Annotated in this window: 7 protein-coding genes, 1 tRNA gene and 3 rRNA genes; 1 reads left to right on the top strand and 10 read right to left on the bottom strand. The window is 66.0% G+C overall.

Annotation, left to right across the window (positions count from 1 at the left end; all coding sequences use genetic code 11):
* Positions 1–19: 19 nt before the first annotated feature.
* From OHA84_RS26115 to OHA84_RS26100, 4 genes are all read right to left on the bottom strand, one after another.
* Complete coding sequence (locus tag OHA84_RS26115; RefSeq protein ID WP_053682242.1) at positions 20–913, bottom strand: RodZ domain-containing protein; 894 nt, start codon at positions 911–913, stop codon at positions 20–22.
* A gap of 249 nt (positions 914–1,162) precedes the next feature.
* Positions 1,163–3,991, bottom strand: a complete 2,829-nt coding sequence (locus OHA84_RS26110) for a DNA translocase FtsK (RefSeq protein WP_266969541.1) — start codon at positions 3,989–3,991, stop codon at positions 1,163–1,165.
* 150 nt (positions 3,992–4,141) lie between these two features.
* A complete protein-coding gene (locus tag OHA84_RS26105) occupies positions 4,142–4,822 on the bottom strand; it encodes a two-component system response regulator (RefSeq protein WP_053682241.1) in 681 nt (226 codons plus the stop codon).
* 274 nt (positions 4,823–5,096) lie between these two features.
* Entirely contained in the window at positions 5,097–10,619 is a 5,523-nt protein-coding gene (locus OHA84_RS26100; RefSeq protein ID WP_199826627.1) for a HAMP domain-containing protein, read from the bottom strand.
* A gap of 248 nt (positions 10,620–10,867) precedes the next feature.
* On the opposite strand from OHA84_RS26100, the gene OHA84_RS26095 reads away from it, so the two are divergent.
* Positions 10,868–13,390 (top strand): SpoIIE family protein phosphatase, encoded by a 2,523-nt coding sequence (locus tag OHA84_RS26095; RefSeq protein WP_266950235.1) that lies wholly within the window; start codon positions 10,868–10,870, stop codon positions 13,388–13,390.
* 137 nt (positions 13,391–13,527) lie between these two features.
* On the opposite strand, the gene OHA84_RS26090 is transcribed toward OHA84_RS26095, so the two are convergent.
* The 6 genes from OHA84_RS26090 to dapA all read right to left on the bottom strand — a co-directional run bounded on the left by OHA84_RS26090 (position 13,528) and on the right by dapA (position 22,052).
* Positions 13,528–13,600: transfer RNA gene (locus OHA84_RS26090), tRNA-Thr, on the bottom strand.
* A gap of 5 nt (positions 13,601–13,605) precedes the next feature.
* A 5S ribosomal RNA gene (gene rrf, locus OHA84_RS26085) occupies positions 13,606–13,723 on the bottom strand.
* A gap of 74 nt (positions 13,724–13,797) precedes the next feature.
* Positions 13,798–16,920 (bottom strand): 23S ribosomal RNA (locus tag OHA84_RS26080).
* A 290-nt stretch (positions 16,921–17,210) separates the two neighbouring features.
* Positions 17,211–18,735, bottom strand: a 16S ribosomal RNA gene (locus OHA84_RS26075).
* The 16S, 23S and 5S rRNA genes sit together here with 1 tRNA gene alongside, the layout of an rRNA operon.
* A gap of 618 nt (positions 18,736–19,353) precedes the next feature.
* On the bottom strand, positions 19,354–21,039 hold the full coding sequence (locus OHA84_RS26070; RefSeq protein ID WP_053683878.1) for a ribonuclease J: 1,686 nt from the start codon (positions 21,037–21,039) through the stop codon (positions 19,354–19,356).
* Positions 21,040–21,152: 113 nt separating this feature from the next.
* The gene (dapA, locus tag OHA84_RS26065) at positions 21,153–22,052 is read right to left on the bottom strand and encodes a 4-hydroxy-tetrahydrodipicolinate synthase (protein WP_053683880.1); all 900 of its coding nucleotides are present in this window, start codon (positions 22,050–22,052) and stop codon (positions 21,153–21,155) included.
* Between the last annotated feature and the right edge of the window lie 178 nt (positions 22,053–22,230).

Genomic DNA, 22,230 nt, shown 5'->3' with positions numbered 1-22,230 from the left:
GTGCTTGTTCCGTAGGGGTTCAGCCCGCTTGGGCCTGGCCCTGGCGCGGGTCGTCCTTGGTGTAGGTGAGACGTTCCACTTGACCCGCCTGGAAGGTGTCCTTGATCTCCTTGCCGTTCACGAAGAGGTGCACGGCCCCGGCGTCGCCGAGTACGAGGTCGATGGACTCCTTGTCCGTGAAGGTCTTCGACTCACCCTGCGCGAGAGTGCCGTCGAACAGGAGTCGGCCGTTGTGGTCCTTCGCCGAGATCCAGCTCTCGCCGCTGTCGGCCGTCAGGACCACCGTGACGAGGTCCTTGGGCGCGGCCGCGATGGCGCTGTCCGAGGGCTCCGGCTTGGGGGCCTTCGGGCTCTGCGACGGCGAGGCGGCCGGCTTCCCGGCCTGCTTGGGAGCGGGCTTCGGGGAGGCGGTTCCCTCCGCGACGGGTCGCTTGCCCTTCTCGTCGCCACCGCTGAAGGCGGTGAAGCCCACGAAGCCGATCACGGCGACGATGGCGGCGACCATGGCGGCGGTCCAGTTGGGCCGCTGCCGTTCGGGACGGATCCGCTCGGCTTCGAACATCGGCGCGGCGGGGGTGGGTGCCGGCCGGCCGCCGTGAGCCGCGTCGTACGCGTCGACCAGGGGTTCCGGATCGAGGCCCACGGCACGGGCGAGGGTACGGATGTGACCGCGGGCGTAGACGTCGCCGCCGCACCGCGTGAAATCGTCTTCTTCGATCGCGTGCACGATCGGGATGCGCACGCGGGTGGTGGAACTGACCTCGTCGACAGTGAGCCCGGCGACGATCCGGGCCTTCTTGAGGGCCGTCCCGATGGACGGTCCTTCGACGGGACGTTCGACGATGCGGTCCTCGGACCGGTCGTCGGTCGAAGGCCGCTCTTCTTCGGGGGAGTTGGCGTTGCCGATGGACACGAGGGCGCCTTTCGAGCGTGTAGCCACCTGCTGGATTACCAGTCTAGGGGGGTGACGAAAGGGTGGAGCAACCGGAGGGTGGACTCCCTACGCCATCCGAATGGTGATCCGAACAGCGCGGGGATTCCGCAGCGGTGCGTGACGAGTGGAACAGGTGAAACGGGTGGGACGACCTCGTACCGAGGGCGCGGGGCCTGCGTCTCCCTCAACTTGACGCGCGCCGAGGGGAAACGGTTGCCCGCCCATTTGTTACGGGTGGGACTCGCCTCGGATGACGGCCAGGACCTCGTCCAGCTCGTCCGGTTTCACCATCACGTCGCGGGCCTTCGACCCCTCGCTGGGGCCGACGATCCCGCGCGATTCCATCAGGTCCATGAGCCGTCCGGCCTTGGCGAAACCGACCCGCAGCTTGCGCTGGAGCATCGAGGTGGAGCCGAACTGGGTGGAGACGACCAGCTCCGCCGCCTGGCACAGGAGGTCCAGGTCGTCGCCGATCTCCTCGTCGATCTCCTTCTTCTGCTTCTGCCCGACCGTGACGTCGTCGCGGAAGACGGGGGTCATCTGCTCCTTGCAGTGTTGGACCACCCCGGAGATCTCCTCCTCGGTGACGAAGGCCCCCTGGAGACGGACCGGCTTGTTCGCGCCCATCGGCAGGAACAGTCCGTCACCCTTGCCGATCAGCTTCTCGGCACCGGGCTGGTCCAGGATGACCCGGCTGTCCGCGAGCGAGGAGGTGGCGAAGGCGAGCCGCGAGGGCACGTTCGCCTTGATCAGGCCGGTGACCACGTCCACCGAGGGCCGCTGGGTGGCGAGCACCAGATGGATGCCGGCCGCTCGGGCCAACTGGGTGATGCGGACGATCGAGTCCTCGACGTCGCGCGGCGCGACCATCATCAGGTCGGCGAGCTCGTCCACGATCACCAGCAGATACGGGTACGGGGTGAGCTCACGTTCGCTGCCCGGCGGCAGTTTGATCTTGCCGTCGCGGATGGCCTGGTTGAAGTCGTCGATGTGCCGGTACCCGAAGGCCGCGAGGTCGTCGTAGCGCAGGTCCATCTCGCGTACGACCCACTGCAGGGCCTCGGCGGCCCGCTTGGGGTTGGTGATGATCGGCGTGATCAGGTGCGGGATGCCCTCGTACGCGGTCAGCTCCACCCGCTTGGGGTCGACCAGCACCATCTTCACCTCCTCCGGGGTGGCCCGGATCATCACCGAGGTGATCAGGCAGTTGATGCAGGAGGACTTGCCGGAGCCGGTGGCGCCGGCGACCAGCACGTGCGGCATCTTGGCGAGGTTGGCCATGACGTAGCCGCCCTCGACGTCCTTGCCGAGCGCCACCAGCATCGGGTGGTCGTCCTCGGCGGCGTCCGCGAGGCGCAGCACGTCGCCGAGGTTGACCATCTCGCGGTCGGTGTTCGGGATCTCGATGCCGACCGCCGACTTGCCCGGGATGGGGCTGATGATCCGTACGTCCGGCGAGGCGACGGCGTAGGCGATGTTCTTGGCCAGCGCCGTGATCCGCTCGACCTTCACGGCCGCGCCCAGCGTCACCTCGTAGCGGGTGACCGTCGGGCCCCGGGTGAAACCGGTGACGGACGCGTCGACCTTGAACTCCATGAAGACGTTGGTCAGCGAGGCGACGACCGCGTCGTTGGCGGCGCTGCGGGTCTTGCCGGGACCGCCGCGCTCCAGCAGGTCCAGCCGGGGTTTGACGTACGTGATGTCGCCGCGCAGCTGGAGCTGCTCGGAGCGCGGCGACAGCGATCGGGGTTCCGGCGACGCCTTCGTCAGGTCCGGTACCGACAGGGTCCCGGAGGCCGCGGCGGTGGTGTCGTGCGGGCGCTCGGCGGACGCGGGCACGGCCGCCGGAACGGACGCGGCCGCCGCGGCGGGCTCGGGCGCCGCGGGCCTCGGGGCGGGTGCGGGGTCCGGGAGGACGGCGGGCCGCGCACCGCGCGCGGGCGGCACGGGAGTGGTGAGCTCCGCGCCCTCGGGGTCGGGGGAGATCCCCTGGGTGAGGTCCGCGACCAGCGGGGACGGAGGCATTCCGCCGTAGACCACCCCGTCCAGTGCGGCGGCCGCCGCGGCCGCCACGTCGACGGCGTCCATGCCGGTCCTGGGCGCGGACCGCCTCGGCCTGCGGCGCCGGGCCAGCGCGGCCTCCTCGGCGGCGTCGGCGGGATCCAGCGGCCCGGCGGGCTCCTCCGCCCCGGCGCGGGCCCGCCAGCGCTCGGCGTCGTGCCGGTCGGCGGGCTGCTCCGCGTCCCCGTAGTCCTCGTCGTACTCGTTCGGCGCGATGATCCCGAGCCGGATCCCGAGCCGCCGCAGCCGCTGCGGGATCGCGTTGACCGGCGTGGCCGTGACCACCAGCAGGCCGAAGACGGTGAGCAGCACCAGCATGGGCACGGCCAGCGGCGCGCCCATGGTGAAGATCAGCGGCTTGGAGGCGGCCCATCCGATGAGCCCGCCCGCGTTCTGCATCGCGGTGGTGCCCTCGTCGCGGCCGGGTGCCCCGCAGCCGATGTGGACCAGGCCCAGGACGCCGATCACGAGCGCGGACAGGCCGATGCCGATGCGGCCGTTGGCGTCGGTCTGCTCGGGGTGCCGGATGAACCGCACGGCCATCACGCCGAGCAGGATCGGTACGAGCAGATCCAGTCGCCCGAAGGCACCGGTGACCAACATCGTGACCAGATCGCCGACGGGACCGCTCAGGTTCGACCAGGTTCCGGCGGCGACGATCAGCGCGAGGGCGAGGAGCAGCAGCGCGAGGCCGTCCTTGCGGTGCGCGGGGTCGAGGTTCCTGGCGCCCTGGCCGACACCGCGGAAGACGGCGCCGACCCCGTGGGCGAGGCCGAGCCAACAGGCGCGCACCAGCCGCACCACGCCCCCGGTCGGGGACGGCGCGGGCTTGGCCGGCACCTTCTTGACCGGGGCGCGGCGGGCCGCCCCGACCTTCTTCGCGGGCGGCTTGCGCGCGGGAGCGGTCTTCTTCGCCGGGGCCGCCGTACGGCCGGTGCGGCCCTTCGCGGTGCCCGCGGCGCGCTGGGAACCCTTGCCGGACGTACTTGAGGCCATGGGGGCGAGGTTACCGGTGCGCACGCCGGTGGACGCGCGTGCCCACCCCTTCACCCGTTCGTGTCGCCGCGGTCGGCGGTGCTTTGACGCACCGCCAGACCTGACGCACACCCAGGCGGGCCCGCACCGGGGCCCGCGGGGCCGACGCCGTCAGCCCTGGGCGGGCAGTACCGCCGCTCCGCCGCCGGTTCCCGGTTCGAGCGCGTCCAGCGCTCTGCGCAGTCCGGTCAGCTTGCGTTCCAAATGCGCCGCGGTCGCCACCACGGCCGCGTCGGCGGATTCCTCACCGAGTTGCTTCGTCAGCGCCTCGGCCTGTTCCTCGACCGCCGCGAGCCGCGCGGAGAGCTCGGCCAGCAGTCCGGCCGTCTCCTTGCTGCCGTCGCCGTTGGTCCCGCCGCCCTCCAGTTGGAGTCGCAGCAGCGCCGCCTGCTCCCGCAGCTGGCAGTTCTTCGTGTACAGCTCCACGAAGACCGACACCTTGGCGCGCAGCACCCACGGGTCGAACGGTTTCGAGATGTAGTCGACCGCGCCCGCCGCGTAACCGCGGAAGGTGTGGTGCGGACCGTGATTGATCGCGGTGAGGAAGATGATCGGGATGTCCCGGGTCCGTTCCCGCCGCTTGATGTGCGCGGCCGTCTCGAAACCGTCCATGCCCGGCATCTGCACATCCAGCAGGATGACCGCGAAATCGTCCGTCAACAGCGCCTTGAGCGCTTCCTCCCCGGACGACGCCCGGACCAGTGTCTGATCGAGCGCGGAGAGGATGGCCTCCAGCGCCAGCAGATTCTCCGGCCGGTCGTCGACCAGGAGGATCTTGGCCTTCTGCACCATGCCCTGTCCTCCTCGCCCCGGCATGGGGCCTCCCCGGCTCCGGGCACCGGCCTGTACGCCGGGCCCCGCCCCAGAGGACGGCATCCTTGCGCCGTCCGTCCTTGTGCCGGTCATCGTAGCCCCAGTCCCGAGATCGCCACACCCTGTCACCAAGATGTCACTGTGCACGAAGCAGAAACGGTGTGGGAGAGCAGAAGGTTCCCCGCATCCCGTCCTCCCACACCGTTACGGCCACACTGAGTCAACAATTGATATCAGGGTTGTCGCCCGACGATCACTTCCCACGCATCCACTGCTCCATCACCGACAGCAGGTAGTCGGGTTCAACCGGCTTGGTGACGTAGTCGGAAGCGCCGGAATCGATCGCCTTCTCCCGGTCGCCCTGCATCGCCTTCGCCGTCAGCGCGATGATCGGCAGACCCGCGAACTGCGGCATCCGCCGGATCGCCGAGGTCGTGGCGTACCCGTCCATCTCCGGCATCATGATGTCCATCAGAACGACCGTGACGTCGTCGTGCTGCTCCAGGACCTCGATGCCCTCCCGCCCGTTCTCCGCGTACAGCACCGACAACCCGTGCTGTTCCAGGACGCTGGTGAGCGCGAAGACGTTGCGCACGTCGTCGTCCACGATGAGCACCTTCTCGCCATGGAAGTCGTACTTGCGCGGAACCACCGGGAGTTCGTCCTCGGCGCCGCCCCAGCCGTCCTCGGCGTGGGGCTGCCCGGGAACCGCCGTACGCGGCTCCAGGTCGCTCAGCGACTTGCGGCGCCGCCGGAACAGCGCGGCCGGGCCGCTCTGCTGACCGCCCCCGCCCACCTCGGCCGCCGGCAGCGCGGGCCGCGCCGACCGGTCCTGGGCCTGCGGTGCGGGCGCGGGCGCCGCCGGCAGCGCCGGTGCGGGCCGTGCCTCCTCGACCGGCCTGCGGTACTCCCCGCGCGCGCCACCGGGCGCCGGCGGGGCGTACCCCTGCGGCGGCAGCTCGCTCGGGTGCAGCGGCAGGTACAGCGTGAAGGTCGAGCCCCGACCGGGCTCGCTGGCCGCGTGGATCTCACCGCCCAGCAGGCGGGCGATCTCCCGACTGATGGACAGTCCGAGCCCCGTGCCTCCGTACTTCCTGCTGGTGGTGCCGTCCGCCTGCTTGAACGCCTCGAAGATCACCAGCATCTTGCTCGCCGCGATCCCGATCCCGGTGTCGGTCACCGAGAACGCGATCAGGTCCGCGTCCGCCTCGCGCAGCGAACCCGCCTCCAGCAACTGCTCCCGGATCGCCGTCGGCACGTCCGCGCCGGCGGGCCGGATCACCAGTTCCACCGCCCCGCCGTCGGTGAACTTCACCGCGTTGGACAGCAGGTTGCGCAGCACCTGGAGCAGCCGCTGCTCGTCGGTGTGCAGGGTCGCCGGGAGCTCAGGTGACACCCGTACCGAGAAGTCCAGGCCCTTCTCCGCGGTCAGCGGCCGGAAGGTGGCCTCCACGTAGTCCACGAGCTGGACCAGCGCGATCCGGGTCGGCGAGACGTCCATCTTCCCGGCCTCGACCTTCGACAGGTCGAGGATGTCGTTGATCAGCTGCAGCAGGTCGGAACCGGCGCCGTGGATGGTCTCCGCGAACTCCACCTGCTTCGGCGACAGGTTCTCGTCCGCGTTGTCGGCCAGCAGCTTCGCCAGGATCAACAGCGAGTTGAGCGGGGTCCGCAGCTCGTGCGACATGTTCGCCAGGAACTCGGACTTGTACCGCATCGACACCGCGAGCTGCTCGGCGCGCTCCTCCAGGACCTGCCGGGCCTCCTCGATCTCGGTGTTCTTCACCTCGATGTCGCGGTTCTGCTGGGCCAGCAGCTCCGCCTTCTCCTCCAACTCGGCGTTCGCCGCCTGGAGCGCCTTCTGCCGGTTCTCCAACTCATCGGAGCGCTCTCGCAGTTGCTCGGTCATCTCCTGCGACTGCTTGAGCAGCATCTCCGTCTTGGAGTTGACGCTGATCGTGTTGACGCTCGTGCCGATCATCTCGGCGATCTGACTCAGGAAGTCCTTCTGGATCTGCGTGAACGGGGTGAAGGAGGCCAGCTCGATCACACCGAGCACCTTCCCCTCGAACAGCACCGGCAGCACGATCACGTGCGCCGGCGGCGCCTCGCCCAGGCCCGAGGAGATCCTCAGATAGCCGGGCGGGGTGTTCTCGACGAGGATCGTCCGCTTCTCCTCCGCGACCGTCCCGATCAACCCCTCCCCCGGCCGGAACGAGATCGGCATCTGGCCGCCCGCGTACGCGTAACTGCCGCGCATCCGCAGTTCGTACGAGCCGTCCGCGCCGCCCTCCGTCCCGATCTCGGTGGTCCCCCCGGCCGGCAGCGCCAGGAAGAAGGCGCCGTGCTGCGCGGAGACCACGGGGGTCAGTTCGCTCATGATCAGCGAAGCCACGTCGTCCAGCTCCCGGCGTCCCTGCATCAGGGCGGAGATCCGGGCGAGGTTGCCCTTGAGCCAGTCCTGCTCCTTGTTGGCCAAGGTGGTGTCGCGCAGGTTCACGATCATCGTGTTGATGTTGTCCTGGAGGACCTGGATCTCACCGGCCGCGTCCACGTCGACCTTCAGGCTCAGGTCCCCGCGGGTCACCGCGGTCGCCACGGCCGCGATGGCCCGCACCTGCCGGGTCAGGTTCCCGGCCATCTCGTTCACGGACTCGGTCAGATCCCGCCAGGTGCCGTCCACGTCGCGCACGCGCGCCTGGCCGCCGAGGATGCCCTCGGTGCCCACCTCACGGGCCACCCGGGTCACCTGGTCGGCGAAGGAGGACAGCTGGTCGACCATCGTGTTGATGGTGGTCTTGAGCTCCAGGATCTCGCCCCGGGCGTCGATGTCGATCTTCTTGGTCATGTCGCCCTTGGCGATGGCGGTCGTGACCATGGCGATCTGCCGCACCTGACCGGTGAGGTTGGACGCCATGAAGTTCACCGAGTCGGTGAGGTCCTTCCACGTCCCCGACACACCGGGCACGTGCGCCTGCCCGCCCAGCCGTCCCTCGGTGCCCACCTCGCGGGCCACCCGGGTCACCTCGTCGGCGAACGAGGACAGCGTCTTGACCATCGTGTTCACGGTGTCCGCGAGCTGCGCGACCTCGCCGCGCGCCTCGACCGTGACCTTCTTCGTCAGATCGCCGTTGGCGACCGCCGCCGAGACCTGCGCGATCCCGCGCACCTGCGCCGTCAGGTTCCCGGCCATGGTGTTGACGTTGTCGCTGAGGTCCTTCCAGATGCCGGTCACGCCCCGCACCCGGGCCTGGCCGCCGAGGATGCCCTCGGTGCCCACCTCGCGCGCCACTCGCGTCACCTGCTCGGCGAAGGAGGACAGCTGGTCCACCATCGTGTTCACGGTGGTGACGAGCTCCAGGATCTCGCCCTTGGCGTCAACCGTGATCTTCTTCGACAAGTCACCCATCGCGACGGCCGTGGTCACCTCGGCGATGTTGCGCACCTGCGAGGTCAGGTTGTTCGCCATGAAGTTGACGGACTGCGTGAGGTCCTTCCAGGTGCCCGAGACACCCTTCACCTCCGCCTGGCCGCCGAGGATGCCCTCCGTGCCCACCTCGCGGGCGACGCGGGTCACCTGCTCCGCGAAGTTGGACAGCTGGTCGACCATCGTGTTGAGGGTGTTCTTCAGCTCCAGGATCTCGCCCCGGGCGTCCACGTCGATCTTCTGCGACAGATCACCGCGCGCCACCGCCGTCGCGACCTGCGCGATGTTGCGCACCTGCGAGGTCAGGTTCCCGGCCATGCCGTTCACCGAGTCGGTCAGGTCGCGCCACACCCCGGCCACGCCGGGCACCTGCGCCTGACCGCCGAGCCGGCCCTCCGTGCCCACGTCCCGGGCCACCCGGGTCACCTGCTCCGCGAAGGCCGAGAGCTGGTCGACCATCGTGTTGATGGTGTTCTTCAGCTCCAGGATCTCGCCCCGGGCGTCCACGTCGATCTTCTGCGACAGATCACCGCGCGCCACCGCCGTGGTCACCTGGGCGATCTGCCGCACCTGGGACGTGAGGTTGCCGGCCATGAAGTTGACGGAGTCGGTGAGTTCCTTCCAGGTGCCGGACACCCCCTCGACCCGCGCCTGACCACCGAGCCGGCCCTCCGTGCCCACGTCCCGCGCCATCCGCGTGACCTGGTCCGCGAACGAGGACAGCTGATCCACCATCGTGTTCACGGTGTTCTTCAACTGGAGCATCTCGCCGGAGACGTCCACGGTGACCTTCTGCGACAGATCACCGTTCGCGACCGCCGTCGTCACCTGGGCGATGTTGCGGACCTGCCCGGTGAGGTTGCGGAAAGCGGTGTTCACCGAGTCGGTGAGGTCCTTCCACGTCCCCGCGGCCCCCGGCACCTGCGCCTGACCACCCAGCTCGCCCTCCACGCCGACCTCACGGGCCACACGCGTCACTTCCGCGCCGAAGGACTGCAGCTGGTCCACCATCGTGTTGACGGTGTTCTTCAACTCCAGCATCTCGCCGGCCACGTCGACCGTGACCTTCTGCGACAGATCACCGTTGGCGACCGCCGTCGTCACCGTCGCGATGTCCCGCACCTGCGTGGTGAGGTTGCGGAAGACCGTGTTCACCGAGTCGGTGAGGTCCTTCCACGTCCCCGCGGCCCCCGGCACCTGCGCCTGACCACCGAGCGTTCCCTTGGCCCCGACCTCGCTGGCCACGCGCGTGACCTCGTCGGCGAAGGTCCGCAGCGTCTCGGTCATCTGGTTGATCGTTTCGGCCAGCTGCGCCACCTCGCCGCGCGCGCTGACCCGCACCTTCTGCGACAGGTCGCCGTTCGCGACGGCCGTCGTCACCTGGGCGATTCCCCGCACCTGGGCGGTCAGGTTCCCCGCCATCGTGTTGACGGAGTCGGTCAGGTCCTTCCACACGCCCGCGACCCCGGGCACCTTCGCCTGGCCACCGAGCTCGCCTTCCGTACCCACCTCCCGGGCGACGCGGGTCACCTCGGAGGAGAACGACGACAGCTGGTCCACCATCGTGTTCACGGTGTTCTTCAGCTGGAGCATCTCGCCGGCCACGTGCACCGTGACCTTGCGCGACAGGTCGCCCTTCGCGACCGCCGTCGTGACGAGAGCAATGTCACGCACCTGGGCGGTGAGCCGGTACGCCATCGTGTTGACGGAATCGGTCAGGTCCTTCCAGGACCCGGACATCCCGCGCACCTGGGCCTGACCACCGAGCTTGCCCTCGGTGCCCACCTCCAGCGCCACACGCGTCACCTCGTCGGTGAACGCGGACAGCTGGTCGACCAGGTTGTTGACCGTACGCCCGACCTTGAGGAACTCCCCGCGCAGCGGATGCCCGGCCCCGTCGGCCGTCTGCGTCCGCAACTCCATCCGCTGGTCCAAATCGCCGTCGGCGACCGCCGACAGCACCCGACCCACCTCGGACACCGGCCTGGCCAGGTCGTCGACCAACTGGTTCGAGGCGTCGATCGCGGACGCCCAGGAGCCCTCGCAAGCGCCTGTTTCCAGCCGTTCGCCGAGCTTCCCCTCGCGGCCCACCATCCGCCGGACCCGGGACAGCTCCCCGGTCAGATGCAGATTCCGGTCGGCGACCTCGTTGTAGACGGCGGCGATCTCCGCCATCACGCCCTCGCCGGACACCGTCAGCCGCTTGCGGAAGTTCCCGTCCCGCATCGACACCAGGGCCGTGAGCAGCCTGTTCAGAGCGGCGGTATCGACTTCCGTCGTACCGCTGCGTCGAGAGCGTCCCCCCTTGGGGCGCGTTCCCGTACGCCGCACCGCTGCGCCAGACTCCACCGTGTCCCTCCCGAAAGGGTCGACCACTGTTCCACCGGATTTCCGAACAACCACAACCCGGCTCTTCTATCCACAACCCGGCTGTTCAAGCCTGCCCAGTGTTTCACCCTGTCCGAACCAGGCCATAACACTTCGGCACCATCGCACACCGGCCGTACCCTGCGAGTGGAATCCAGGACGACGGCACCACGGGAACCGCGAAGGTAAGTAACCTGGCACCCGATGTCCAACCGCGTCGAAGGAGTCTTGTGATCACGGCACGGGCGGCTGCCAGTTTCGATCCTCTAGGGCGTTCGGTCGCCGCTGCCCGCGCGTTCGTCCGCGACACCCTCCACGGCTGGGGCTTCGCGGACATCGTCGACGACGCGGTGGTGCTCACCAGCGAACTCGTGACCAACGCCGTGGTCCACGCCGGCACCCGGGCCGAGGTCCTGTGCCTGCGTGCCGAGGACGGCGTGCGCGTCGAGGTCGCCGACAGGTACCCGGAGCGTGAACTTCCGCTCCAGCACCCCGGAGAGCGCCCGTACGCCGATCCGGACCGCGAGAACGGCCGCGGCCTCATGCTCTGCGCCGCCCTCGCCACCCGCTGGGGAGTCGAGTACACGGCCACCCACAAGCACGTGTGGTTCCGGCTGGACCTCCCGGACCGTCCGGTCGGTACCCGATCCGCCGGGCCCGTCGTCCCTGATCAGTTGCTCCCCCTCGCCGACAGCCGGGTCCGTGTCGCCGTCCTCCAGATCGACGGCGCCGACACCGTCTCCGCCTGGAACGAGGATGCCGAGCACATCTTCGGGCATCCCTCGGAGAAGGCCGTCGGACGTCCGCTCGCCGAGCTCGCGGCCTGGCCGCAGACTCCCGGTACCGGTACCGGTATCGCCGAGGCTCTGAGGCTGTCCCGCTGGGAGGGCAGTTACGGCATTCGCGGCGCCGACGGTCGCGTCATCCCCGTCTACGCCTCCCACTTGCGGGTCCGTGACGCCCACGGCGAACCGTCCATCGTCTGTCTGCTCGTGCACGACGACGAACGCGCCCTGCTCCAGAGCCCCTTGCGGGTTCCTTCCGATGGCGCCCAGCTCAACGAGGCGCGGCTGCCGGACCCCTTCGAGATGTTCATCGGTTCGCCGGCCCCCGACGACCTCGACGGACTGCTCCAGCGCACCGTCGAACGCGCCCGCGACATGCTCGACGCGGACTCGGCCTTCCTGCTGCTCGCGACCGACGACGAAACGGAGTTGGAGGTCCGTGCCACCACCGGACTTCCCTCGACCCGTCAGCGGTTCGCCCGCGTTCCGGTCGAGGCCGGCACCAATCGGTACGGCTCGGCGCGCATGCCCGCCGTCCACGACGACCTTTCCGCGGTCCCGGGCGCAGTGCCGCTCCTGGAGGCCACCGGCATGCGGTCGGTGGTCACTGTTCCGCTCAAGGTCGAAGGCCGGCTGACCGGATCGCTGGGCGTGGCCACCGAGTATCCGGGCCGCTACTCCAACGAGGACGCCCTGCGGCTGCAGTTCGCCGCGGACCGGATCGCCCTCGCCGTGGAGTCGGCCCGCCTGGGCGAACTCGAACGTCTGCGGCGCGGCTCCCTCTCCTTCCTCGTGGAGGCCTCCGACCTGCTGGCCGGCACCCTCGATCGGGACCAGACCCTGGCCCTCATGGCCCAGATGACCGTTCCGACCCTGGCGACCTGGTGTGCCGTCTACACGATCGCCGACCAGACCTCCGATCCGTACCTGTCGTACGTGCTCCACGAGGACGAGGAACGCATCGACGGGCTCAAGGACCTGCTGTCGCAGGTCAGTCCGCCCGAGCCGGTCCGTGAGGCGGGCGCCCGCCCGTGGCCCGACGCGTCCTTGACGGTGGGCGGCGAAACGGTCGTCCTGCCCCTGCTGGCGCGCAACCGTGTGATCGGGATGCTGACGCTCGGCCGGCCGAGCGAGGAACACTTCCGTCAGGAGATCCTCGAACTCGCCGACGACCTGTCCCGCAGGGCGGCTCTCGCCCTCGACAACGCGCGCCTGTACTCCGAGCGCACCGCCATCAGCCGCTCCCTGCAACGCAGTCTGCTGCCGCCCGGCTCTCCCGCCATCCCCGGGATGGAGGTCGAGGTCATCTACCGAGCGGCGGGCGAGGGCAACGAGGTCGGCGGTGACTTCTACGACGTCTTTCCGATCCGCCCTGGTGTGTACGGCTTCGCCATCGGTGATGTCTGCGGTACCGGCCCGGAGGCGGCCGCGGTCACGGGTCTCGCCCGGCACGCCCTGCGCCTCCTGGCTCGCGAGGGCCTCGGCGGCCCGGCCGTCCTGGAACGGCTGAACGCGGCCATTCTCGACGAGGGTGCCCGCAGCCGCTTCCTCACCCTTCTCTACGGCGAGCTCCATCCCCAGCCCAATGGCGGCGCCTTGATGAAGGTGGTCTGCGCGGGCCATCCGCTGCCGCTGCGTCTGCGTCCGAACGGCGAGGTCACCCCTGCGGCGGACCCGCAGCCCCTGCTCGGTGTCATGGATGACCTGGAGCTCTACGAGCAGACCCTCATGCTGGATCCGGGCGATGTCCTGCTCTGTGTCACGGATGGCATCACCGAACGCCGCGAGGGCACGCGCATGCTCGGCGACGACGGCCTCACCGAGGTTCTCACCACGTGTACCGGCCTCACCGCGGGCGCGGTGGCCTCGCGTGTCCTGCGCGCCGTCGAGCGTTTCGCCGCCGAGCCCGCCTCGGACGACATGGCCATCCTCACCTTCCGGGTGCCGCATCAGCGCGAAGGCGAGTAACACTGTCCCCTCTGTCAGGGCCGGCCCGTTCCACGGCGCCGGCCCTTTCTGCGTCCGGCACCCAAAGTCCGGCATCCGCCGAAAGGCCTCGGGAACGCAAAAAGGCCCCCGCCATGAGGCGGGGGCCTTTTTGATTGAGCCCTTTAACGGAATCGAACCGTTGACCTTCTCCTTACCATGGAGACGCTCTACCGACTGAGCTAAAAGGGCGGGTTGTTCGGCGGCGTCCTACTCTCCCACAGGGTCCCCCCTGCAGTACCATCGGCGCTGAAAGGCTTAGCTTCCGGGTTCGGAATGTAAACCGGGCGTTTCCCTAACGCTATGACCACCGAAACACTATGAAGTTAACCAACCGGATATGAACACAGTTCGTTACTTCAGAACTAACACAGTGGACGCGAGCAACTGAGGACAAGCCCTCGGCCTATTAGTACCAGTCAGCTCCACCCGTTACCGGGCTTCCACATCTGGCCTATCAACCCAGTCGTCTACTGGGAGCCTTACCCTCTCAAGGAGGTGGGAATACTCATCTTGAAGCAGGCTTCCCGCTTAGATGCTTTCAGCGGTTATCCCTCCCGAACGTAGCCAACCAGCCATGCCCTTGGCAGGACAACTGGCACACCAGAGGTTCGTCCGTCCCGGTCCTCTCGTACTAGGGACAGCCCTTCTCAATATTCCTACGCGCACAGCGGATAGGGACCGAACTGTCTCACGACGTTCTAAACCCAGCTCGCGTACCGCTTTAATGGGCGAACAGCCCAACCCTTGGGACCGACTCCAGCCCCAGGATGCGACGAGCCGACATCGAGGTGCCAAACCATCCCGTCGATATGGACTCTTGGGGAAGATCAGCCTGTTATCCCCGGGGTACCTTTTATCCGTTGAGCGACGGCGCTTCCACAAGCCACCGCCGGATCACTAGTCCCGACTTTCGTCCCTGCTCGACCCGTCGGTCTCACAGTCAAGCTCCCTTGTGCACTTACACTCAACACCTGATTGCCAACCAGGCTGAGGGAACCTTTGGGCGCCTCCGTTACCCTTTGGGAGGCAACCGCCCCAGTTAAACTACCCATCAGACACTGTCCCTGATCCGGATCACGGACCGAGGTTAGACATCCAGCACGACCAGAGTGGTATTTCAACGGCGACTCCACAACCACTGGCGTGGCTGCTTCAAAGTCTCCCACCTATCCTACACAAGCCGAACCGAACACCAATATCAAACTATAGTAAAGGTCCCGGGGTCTTTCCGTCCTGCTGCGCGAAACGAGCATCTTTACTCGTAGTGCAATTTCACCGGGCCTATGGTTGAGACAGTCGAGAAGTCGTTACGCCATTCGTGCAGGTCGGAACTTACCCGACAAGGAATTTCGCTACCTTAGGATGGTTATAGTTACCACCGCCGTTTACTGGCGCTTAAGTTCTCAGCTTCGCACGCCCGAAAGCGCACTAACCGGTCCCCTTAACGTTCCAGCACCGGGCAGGCGTCAGTCCGTATACATCGCCTTACGGCTTCGCACGGACCTGTGTTTTTAGTAAACAGTCGCTTCTCGCTGGTCTCTGCGGCCACCCCCAGCTCACGGAGTAAATCCGATCACCAGTGATGGCCCCCTTCTCCCGAAGTTACGGGGGCATTTTGCCGAGTTCCTTAACCATAGTTCACCCGAACGCCTCGGTATTCTCTACCTGACCACCTGAGTCGGTTTAGGGTACGGGCCGCCATGAAACTCGCTAGAGGCTTTTCTCGACAGCATAGGATCATCCACTTCACCACAATCGGCTCGGCATCAGGTCTCAGCCTTAATGAGGGACGGATTTGCCTACCCCTCGGCCTACACCCTTACCCCGGGACTACCACCGCCCGGGTTGGACTACCTTCCTGCGTCACCCCATCGCTTACCTACTACCACCTTGGATCGGCGGCTCCACCACTTTCCTTTCCCCGAAGGGTCCGGAACGGCTTCACGGCCTTAGCATTAGAGGATTCGATATTGGGCGTTTCAAAGCGGGTACCGGAATATCAACCGGTTGTCCATCGACTACGCCTGTCGGCCTCGCCTTAGGTCCCGACTTACCCTGGGCAGATCAGCTTGACCCAGGAACCCTTAGTCAATCGGCGCACACGTTTCTCACGTGTGTATCGCTACTCATGCCTGCATTCTCACTCGTGAACCGTCCACAACTAGCTTCCGCTGCTGCTTCACCCGGCACACGACGCTCCCCTACCCATCCCAGCCCCCGTTGGGGGTATGTGCTGGAATGACACGACTTCGGCGGTACGCTTGAGCCCCGCTACATTGTCGGCGCGGAATCACTTGACCAGTGAGCTATTACGCACTCTTTCAAGGGTGGCTGCTTCTAAGCCAACCTCCTGGTTGTCTCTGCGACTCCACATCCTTTCCCACTTAGCGTACGCTTGGGGGCCTTAGTCGATGCTCTGGGCTGTTTCCCTCTCGACCATGGAGCTTATCCCCCACAGTCTCACTGCCGTGCTCTCACTTACCGGCATTCGGAGTTTGGCTAAGGTCAGTAACCCGGTAGGGCCCATCGCCTATCCAGTGCTCTACCTCCGGCAAGAAACACACGACGCTGCACCTAAATGCATTTCGGGGAGAACCAGCTATCACGGAGTTTGATTGGCCTTTCACCCCTAACCACAGGTCATCCCCCAGGTTTTCAACCCTGGTGGGTTCGGTCCTCCACGAAGTCTTACCTCCGCTTCAACCTGCCCATGGCTAGATCACTCCGCTTCGGGTCTAGAGCGTGCAACTCAATCGCCCTATTCGGACTCGCTTTCGCTACGGCTTCCCCACACGGGTTAACCTCGCTACACACCGCTAACTCGCAGGCTCATTCTTCAAAAGGCACGCAGTCACGACGCATTGAGTAAACTCAATGCGCGACGCTCCCACGGCTTGTAGGCACACGGTTTCAGGTACTATTTCACTCCGCTCCCGCGGTACTTTTCACCATTCCCTCACGGTACTATCCGCTATCGGTCACCAGGGAATATTTAGGCTTAGCGGGTGGTCCCGCCAGATTCACACGGGATTTCTCGGGCCCCGTGCTACTTGGGAGATTCTTAAGCAAGCCGCTGATGTTTCGTCTACGGGGGTCTTACCCTCTACGCCGGACCTTTCGCATGTCCTTCGACTACATCAACGGTTTCTGACTCGCCGACCGGCCGGCAGACCGATCAAAAGAATTCCCACAACCCCGCATGCGCAACCCCTGCCGGGTATCACACGCATACGGTTTGGCCTCATCCGGTTTCGCTCGCCACTACTCCCGGAATCACGGTTGTTTTCTCTTCCTGAGGGTACTGAGATGTTTCACTTCCCCTCGTTCCCTCCACACTGCCTATGTGTTCAGCAGTGGGTGACAGCCCATGACGACTGCCGGGTTTCCCCATTCGGACACCCCCGGATCAAAGCTCAGTTGGCAGCTCCCCGGGGCCTATCGCGGCCTCTCACGTCCTTCATCGGTTCCTGGTGCCAAGGCATCCACCGTGTGCCCTTAAAAACTTGGCCACAGATGCTCGCGTCCACTGTGTAGTTCTCAAGCAACGACCAGTCACCCATCACCCTGACCCATACGGATCAAGTTCACTGGGGCCGGCATCGCGAAGATACAACCTTTACGGCCGTACCCTCAGATACCCAACAACGTGCCAGGCACGACCCTCCGCGACCATCACCGCTTTCCACGCCCGAGGGCAGTACTTGCAGAATGTCTTGGAAGACCGTGCCAAATAATCAACGTTCCACCCATGAGCTGACCGTGCAGAACATTTGTCTGCAATCGGTACTGTGCTCCTTAGAAAGGAGGTGATCCAGCCGCACCTTCCGGTACGGCTACCTTGTTACGACTTCGTCCCAATCGCCAGTCCCACCTTCGACAGCTCCCTCCCTTACGGGTTGGGCCACCGGCTTCGGGTGTTACCGACTTTCGTGACGTGACGGGCGGTGTGTACAAGGCCCGGGAACGTATTCACCGCAGCAATGCTGATCTGCGATTACTAGCAACTCCGACTTCATGGGGTCGAGTTGCAGACCCCAATCCGAACTGAGACCGGCTTTTTGAGATTCGCTCCACCTCACGGTATCGCAGCTCATTGTACCGGCCATTGTAGCACGTGTGCAGCCCAAGACATAAGGGGCATGATGACTTGACGTCGTCCCCACCTTCCTCCGAGTTGACCCCGGCGGTCTCCTGTGAGTCCCCATCACCCCGAAGGGCATGCTGGCAACACAGGACAAGGGTTGCGCTCGTTGCGGGACTTAACCCAACATCTCACGACACGAGCTGACGACAGCCATGCACCACCTGTATACCGACCACAAGGGGGGCACTATCTCTAATGCTTTCCGGTATATGTCAAGCCTTGGTAAGGTTCTTCGCGTTGCGTCGAATTAAGCCACATGCTCCGCTGCTTGTGCGGGCCCCCGTCAATTCCTTTGAGTTTTAGCCTTGCGGCCGTACTCCCCAGGCGGGGAACTTAATGCGTTAGCTGCGGCACCGACGACGTGGAATGTCGCCAACACCTAGTTCCCAACGTTTACGGCGTGGACTACCAGGGTATCTAATCCTGTTCGCTCCCCACGCTTTCGCTCCTCAGCGTCAGTAATGGCCCAGAGATCCGCCTTCGCCACCGGTGTTCCTCCTGATATCTGCGCATTTCACCGCTACACCAGGAATTCCGATCTCCCCTACCACACTCTAGCTAGCCCGTATCGAATGCAGACCCGAGGTTAAGCCTCGGGCTTTCACATCCGACGTGACAAGCCGCCTACGAGCTCTTTACGCCCAATAATTCCGGACAACGCTTGCGCCCTACGTATTACCGCGGCTGCTGGCACGTAGTTAGCCGGCGCTTCTTCTGCAGGTACCGTCACTTTCGCTTCTTCCCTGCTGAAAGAGGTTTACAACCCGAAGGCCGTCATCCCTCACGCGGCGTCGCTGCATCAGGCTTTCGCCCATTGTGCAATATTCCCCACTGCTGCCTCCCGTAGGAGTCTGGGCCGTGTCTCAGTCCCAGTGTGGCCGGTCGCCCTCTCAGGCCGGCTACCCGTCGTCGCCTTGGTGGGCCATTACCCCACCAACAAGCTGATAGGCCGCGGGCTCATCCTTCACCGCCGGAGCTTTTAACCCCCACCCATGCAGGCAGGAGTGTTATCCGGTATTAGACCCCGTTTCCAGGGCTTGTCCCAGAGTGAAGGGCAGATTGCCCACGTGTTACTCACCCGTTCGCCACTAATCCACCCCGAAGGGCTTCATCGTTCGACTTGCATGTGTTAAGCACGCCGCCAGCGTTCGTCCTGAGCCAGGATCAAACTCTCCATGAATGTTTACCCGTAATCGGGTGCACACGCACTTAGAGCGGGCCGATCATGTCGGAATAAGACCGATCGACCACTGCATCCTCGCTGTGTAATCGCCTGCAAGCACCACAACCCGAAAGTTGCGACCTCACAGGTCTTTTTCAAAGGAACCTCATCCACCGAAATGGACGGGGTATCAACTTTTGGCGTTGATTTTTGGCACGCTGTTGAGTTCTCAAGGAACGGACGCTTCCTTCGTTCCTGTTTCCAGGCCCTCCGGGCGCTTCCTTCGTTTCCGACTCTATCAGACTCTTTCGTGTCCGATTCCCGGTCGAAGCGGGTTTCGCTTTCCAGTTCTTCGCTTTCGCGTTTCCCTTTCCGGCGATTCCAACTCTATCAGACCATTTCCGTGTCGTTTCCGACTCGGATTTGAATTCGATGGCCGTTGGAGGGCCTTTCCCTTTCGGGTGGATCAGACTTTATCAGGTGTTCCTGAGTGTTTGATTCCCACCCGCCCGCACGGGCGGTCGGGCACACGTGTGTGCCTGGGTGCCGTGCGAGGTGGAGACGTAAACGTACTGGAGCGGGGCCCCCGGATGCAAATCCGGTTGCCCCGCTCCGACACGGGCGCTACGACGAGGCTCAGACCTCGACGACGACCGGAAGGATCATCGGGCGGCGGCGGTAGCCGTCCGAGACCCACTTGCCCATGGTGCGGCGGATGAGCTGCTGGATCTGGTGCGGCTCGGCCACGCCGTCGGCGCCGGCGCGCGCGATGGCCTCCTCGATCTTCGGCAGGACCGCGGCGAAGGCCGAGTCCTCGATGCCGGAGCCGCGGGCCTGGATGTTCGGGCCGCTCACGACCTTGCCCGTGGTGCTGTCGACCACCACGTAGACCGAGATGATGCCCTCGTCGCCGAGGATGCGACGGTCCTTGAGCGAGGCCTCGGTGACGTCGCCGACCGAAAGGCCGTCCACGTACACGTAGCCGGCCTGGACCTTGCCCGAGATGCGGGCCTTGCCGTCGATCAGGTCGACGACCACGCCGTCCTCGGCGATGACGATCCGGTCCTTGGGGACACCCGTCATCGCGCCGAGCTCGGCGTTGGCGCGCAGGTGGCGCCACTCGCCGTGGACCGGCATCAGGTTCCGCGGCTTGCAGATGTTGTAGAAGTACAACAGCTCGCCCGCGGAGGCGTGACCGGAGACGTGCACCTTGGCGTTGCCCTTGTGCACGACGTTGGCGCCCCACCGGGTCAGGCCGTTGATCACGCGGTAGACCGCGTTCTCGTTGCCCGGGATGAGGGACGACGCCAGGATCACCGTGTCGCCGGGGACGATCCGGATCTGGTGATCGCGGTTCGCCATCCGGGACAGGGCCGCCATGGGCTCGCCCTGGGAACCCGTGCAGACGAGGACGACCTCGTGGGCCGGCAGGTCGTCGAGGGTCTTCACGTCCACGACCAGGCCCGGCGGGACCTTCAGGTAGCCCAGGTCACGGGCGATGCCCATGTTGCGGACCATCGAACGACCGACGAAGGCGACACGACGGCCGTACTCGTGGGCCGCGTCGAGGATCTGCTGGATGCGGTGCACGTGGCTGGCGAAGCTGGCCACGATGATCCGGTTGTGGGCGTTCGCGAAGACCGTGCGCAGGACGTTGGAGATCTCGCGCTCGGGCGGGACGAAGCCCGGGACCTCGGCGTTCGTCGAGTCCGAGAGGAGGAGGTCGATGCCCTCCTCGCTCAGACGCGCGAAGGCGTGCAGGTCGGTGAGGCGCTTGTCCAGCGGGAGCTGGTCCATCTTGAAGTCGCCGGTGCAGACCACCATGCCGGCGCCGGTGCGGATGGCCACGGCCAGCGCGTCCGGAATGGAGTGGTTGACCGCGATGAACTCGCAGTCGAAGGGGCCCAGGTTCTCGCGCTCGCCTTCCTTCACCTCAAGGGTGTAGGGGCGGATGCGGTGCTCCTGGAGCTTCGCCTCGATCAGGGCGAGCGTCAGCTTGGAACCGATCAGCGGGATGTCCGGCTTCTCCCGGAGGAGGTAGGGGACGGCGCCGATGTGGTCCTCGTGACCGTGCGTGAGCACGATGCCCTCGATGTCGTCGAGGCGATCCCGGATGGACGAGAAGTCCGGCAGGATCAGGTCGATGCCCGGCTGCTCCTCTTCGGGGAAGAGGACGCCGCAGTCGACGATCAGCAGGCGACCGTCGAACTCGAAGACGGTCATGTTGCGGCCGATCTCACCGAGGCCACCCAGGGGGGTGACCCGGAGGCCGCCCTTGGGGAGCTTCGGCGGCGGGCCCAGTTCAGGATGCGGATGGCTCAAAAGTGTCTCCTCACCACACGCGCCACGTACCTCGTAGGCACGTGGCGCGCATGTCATTCGTGCACTTGCTTATGCGGTTTCGGATTGTGCTTGTTCAGTTGTGAAGTCTGTTGTCAGAGCTGTACCCCGCCGGCGGCAAGATCGATCTTGAGCTGCGCCGTCTCTTCGGCGGTCAGCTCGACGAGCGGGAGCCGCAACGGGCCGGCGGGGAGTCCCTGCAGGCCGAGGGCGCCCTTGGTGGTGATGACGCCCTGCGTGCGGAACATGCCGGTGAAGACGGGGAGCAGCTTCTGGTGGATCTCGGTGGCCTTCTGGACGTCGCCGCCCAGGTGGGCGTCGAGCATCGCGCGGAGTTCGGGGGTGACCACGTGGCTGACCACGGAGACGAATCCGACCGCGCCGACCGAAAGGAGGGGCAGGTTCAGCATGTCGTCGCCGGAGTACCAGGCCAGGCCGCTCTGGGCGATGGCCCAGCTGGCGCGGCCCAGGTCACCCTTGGCGTCCTTGTTGGCAACGATACGGGGGTGCTCGGCCAGTCGGACGAGGGTTTCGGTGTTGATCGGGACACCGCTGCGGCCGGGGATGTCGTAGAGCATGACGGGCAGCTCGGTGGCGTCCGCGATGGCCGTGAAGTGCCGGTATAGGCCTTCCTGCGGCGGCTTGCTGTAGTACGGCGTCACCGCGAGCAGGCCGTGGGCGCCGGTGCGCTCGGCCTGGCGGGCGAGTTCGAGGGTGTGCCGGGTGTCGTTGGTGCCGATGCCCGCCACCACGTGGGCGCGGTCGCCGACGGCTTCGAGTACGGCTCGTACGAGGTCGTTTTTCTCCGCGTCGGTGGTGGTCGGCGACTCACCGGTGGTGCCGTTGATGATCAGGCCGTCGTTGCCTGCGTCCACCAGGTGGACGGCGAGCCGCTGCGCGCCGTCGAGGTCGAGTGCGCCATCAGCCGTGAACGGCGTGATCATGGCGGTGAGGACCCGCCCGAAGGGGGTCTGCGGAGTCGAGATCGGAGCCATGGGTAACACGCTACTCGCTGCCATGCTCGCGGTGTCCCCTCGGGGGACGTGAACCGAGTGTTGGAGCCCGGCACTGCCTGCTCGGGGGTTCAAGCAGTGCCGGGTCCGTTTGATCAGCCTAGATGAACTTTACGAAACGCCGCAATACGGACACTTGGGACTTGGGCCGCACATCTGT

Origin of the sequence: Streptomyces sp. NBC_00513 (assembly GCF_041431415.1) — a bacterium.
Lineage (GTDB): Bacteria > Actinomycetota > Actinomycetes > Streptomycetales > Streptomycetaceae > Streptomyces.
Note: the sequence above shows the minus strand (reverse complement) of the source record. Positions and strands in the feature narration are given on the sequence as shown.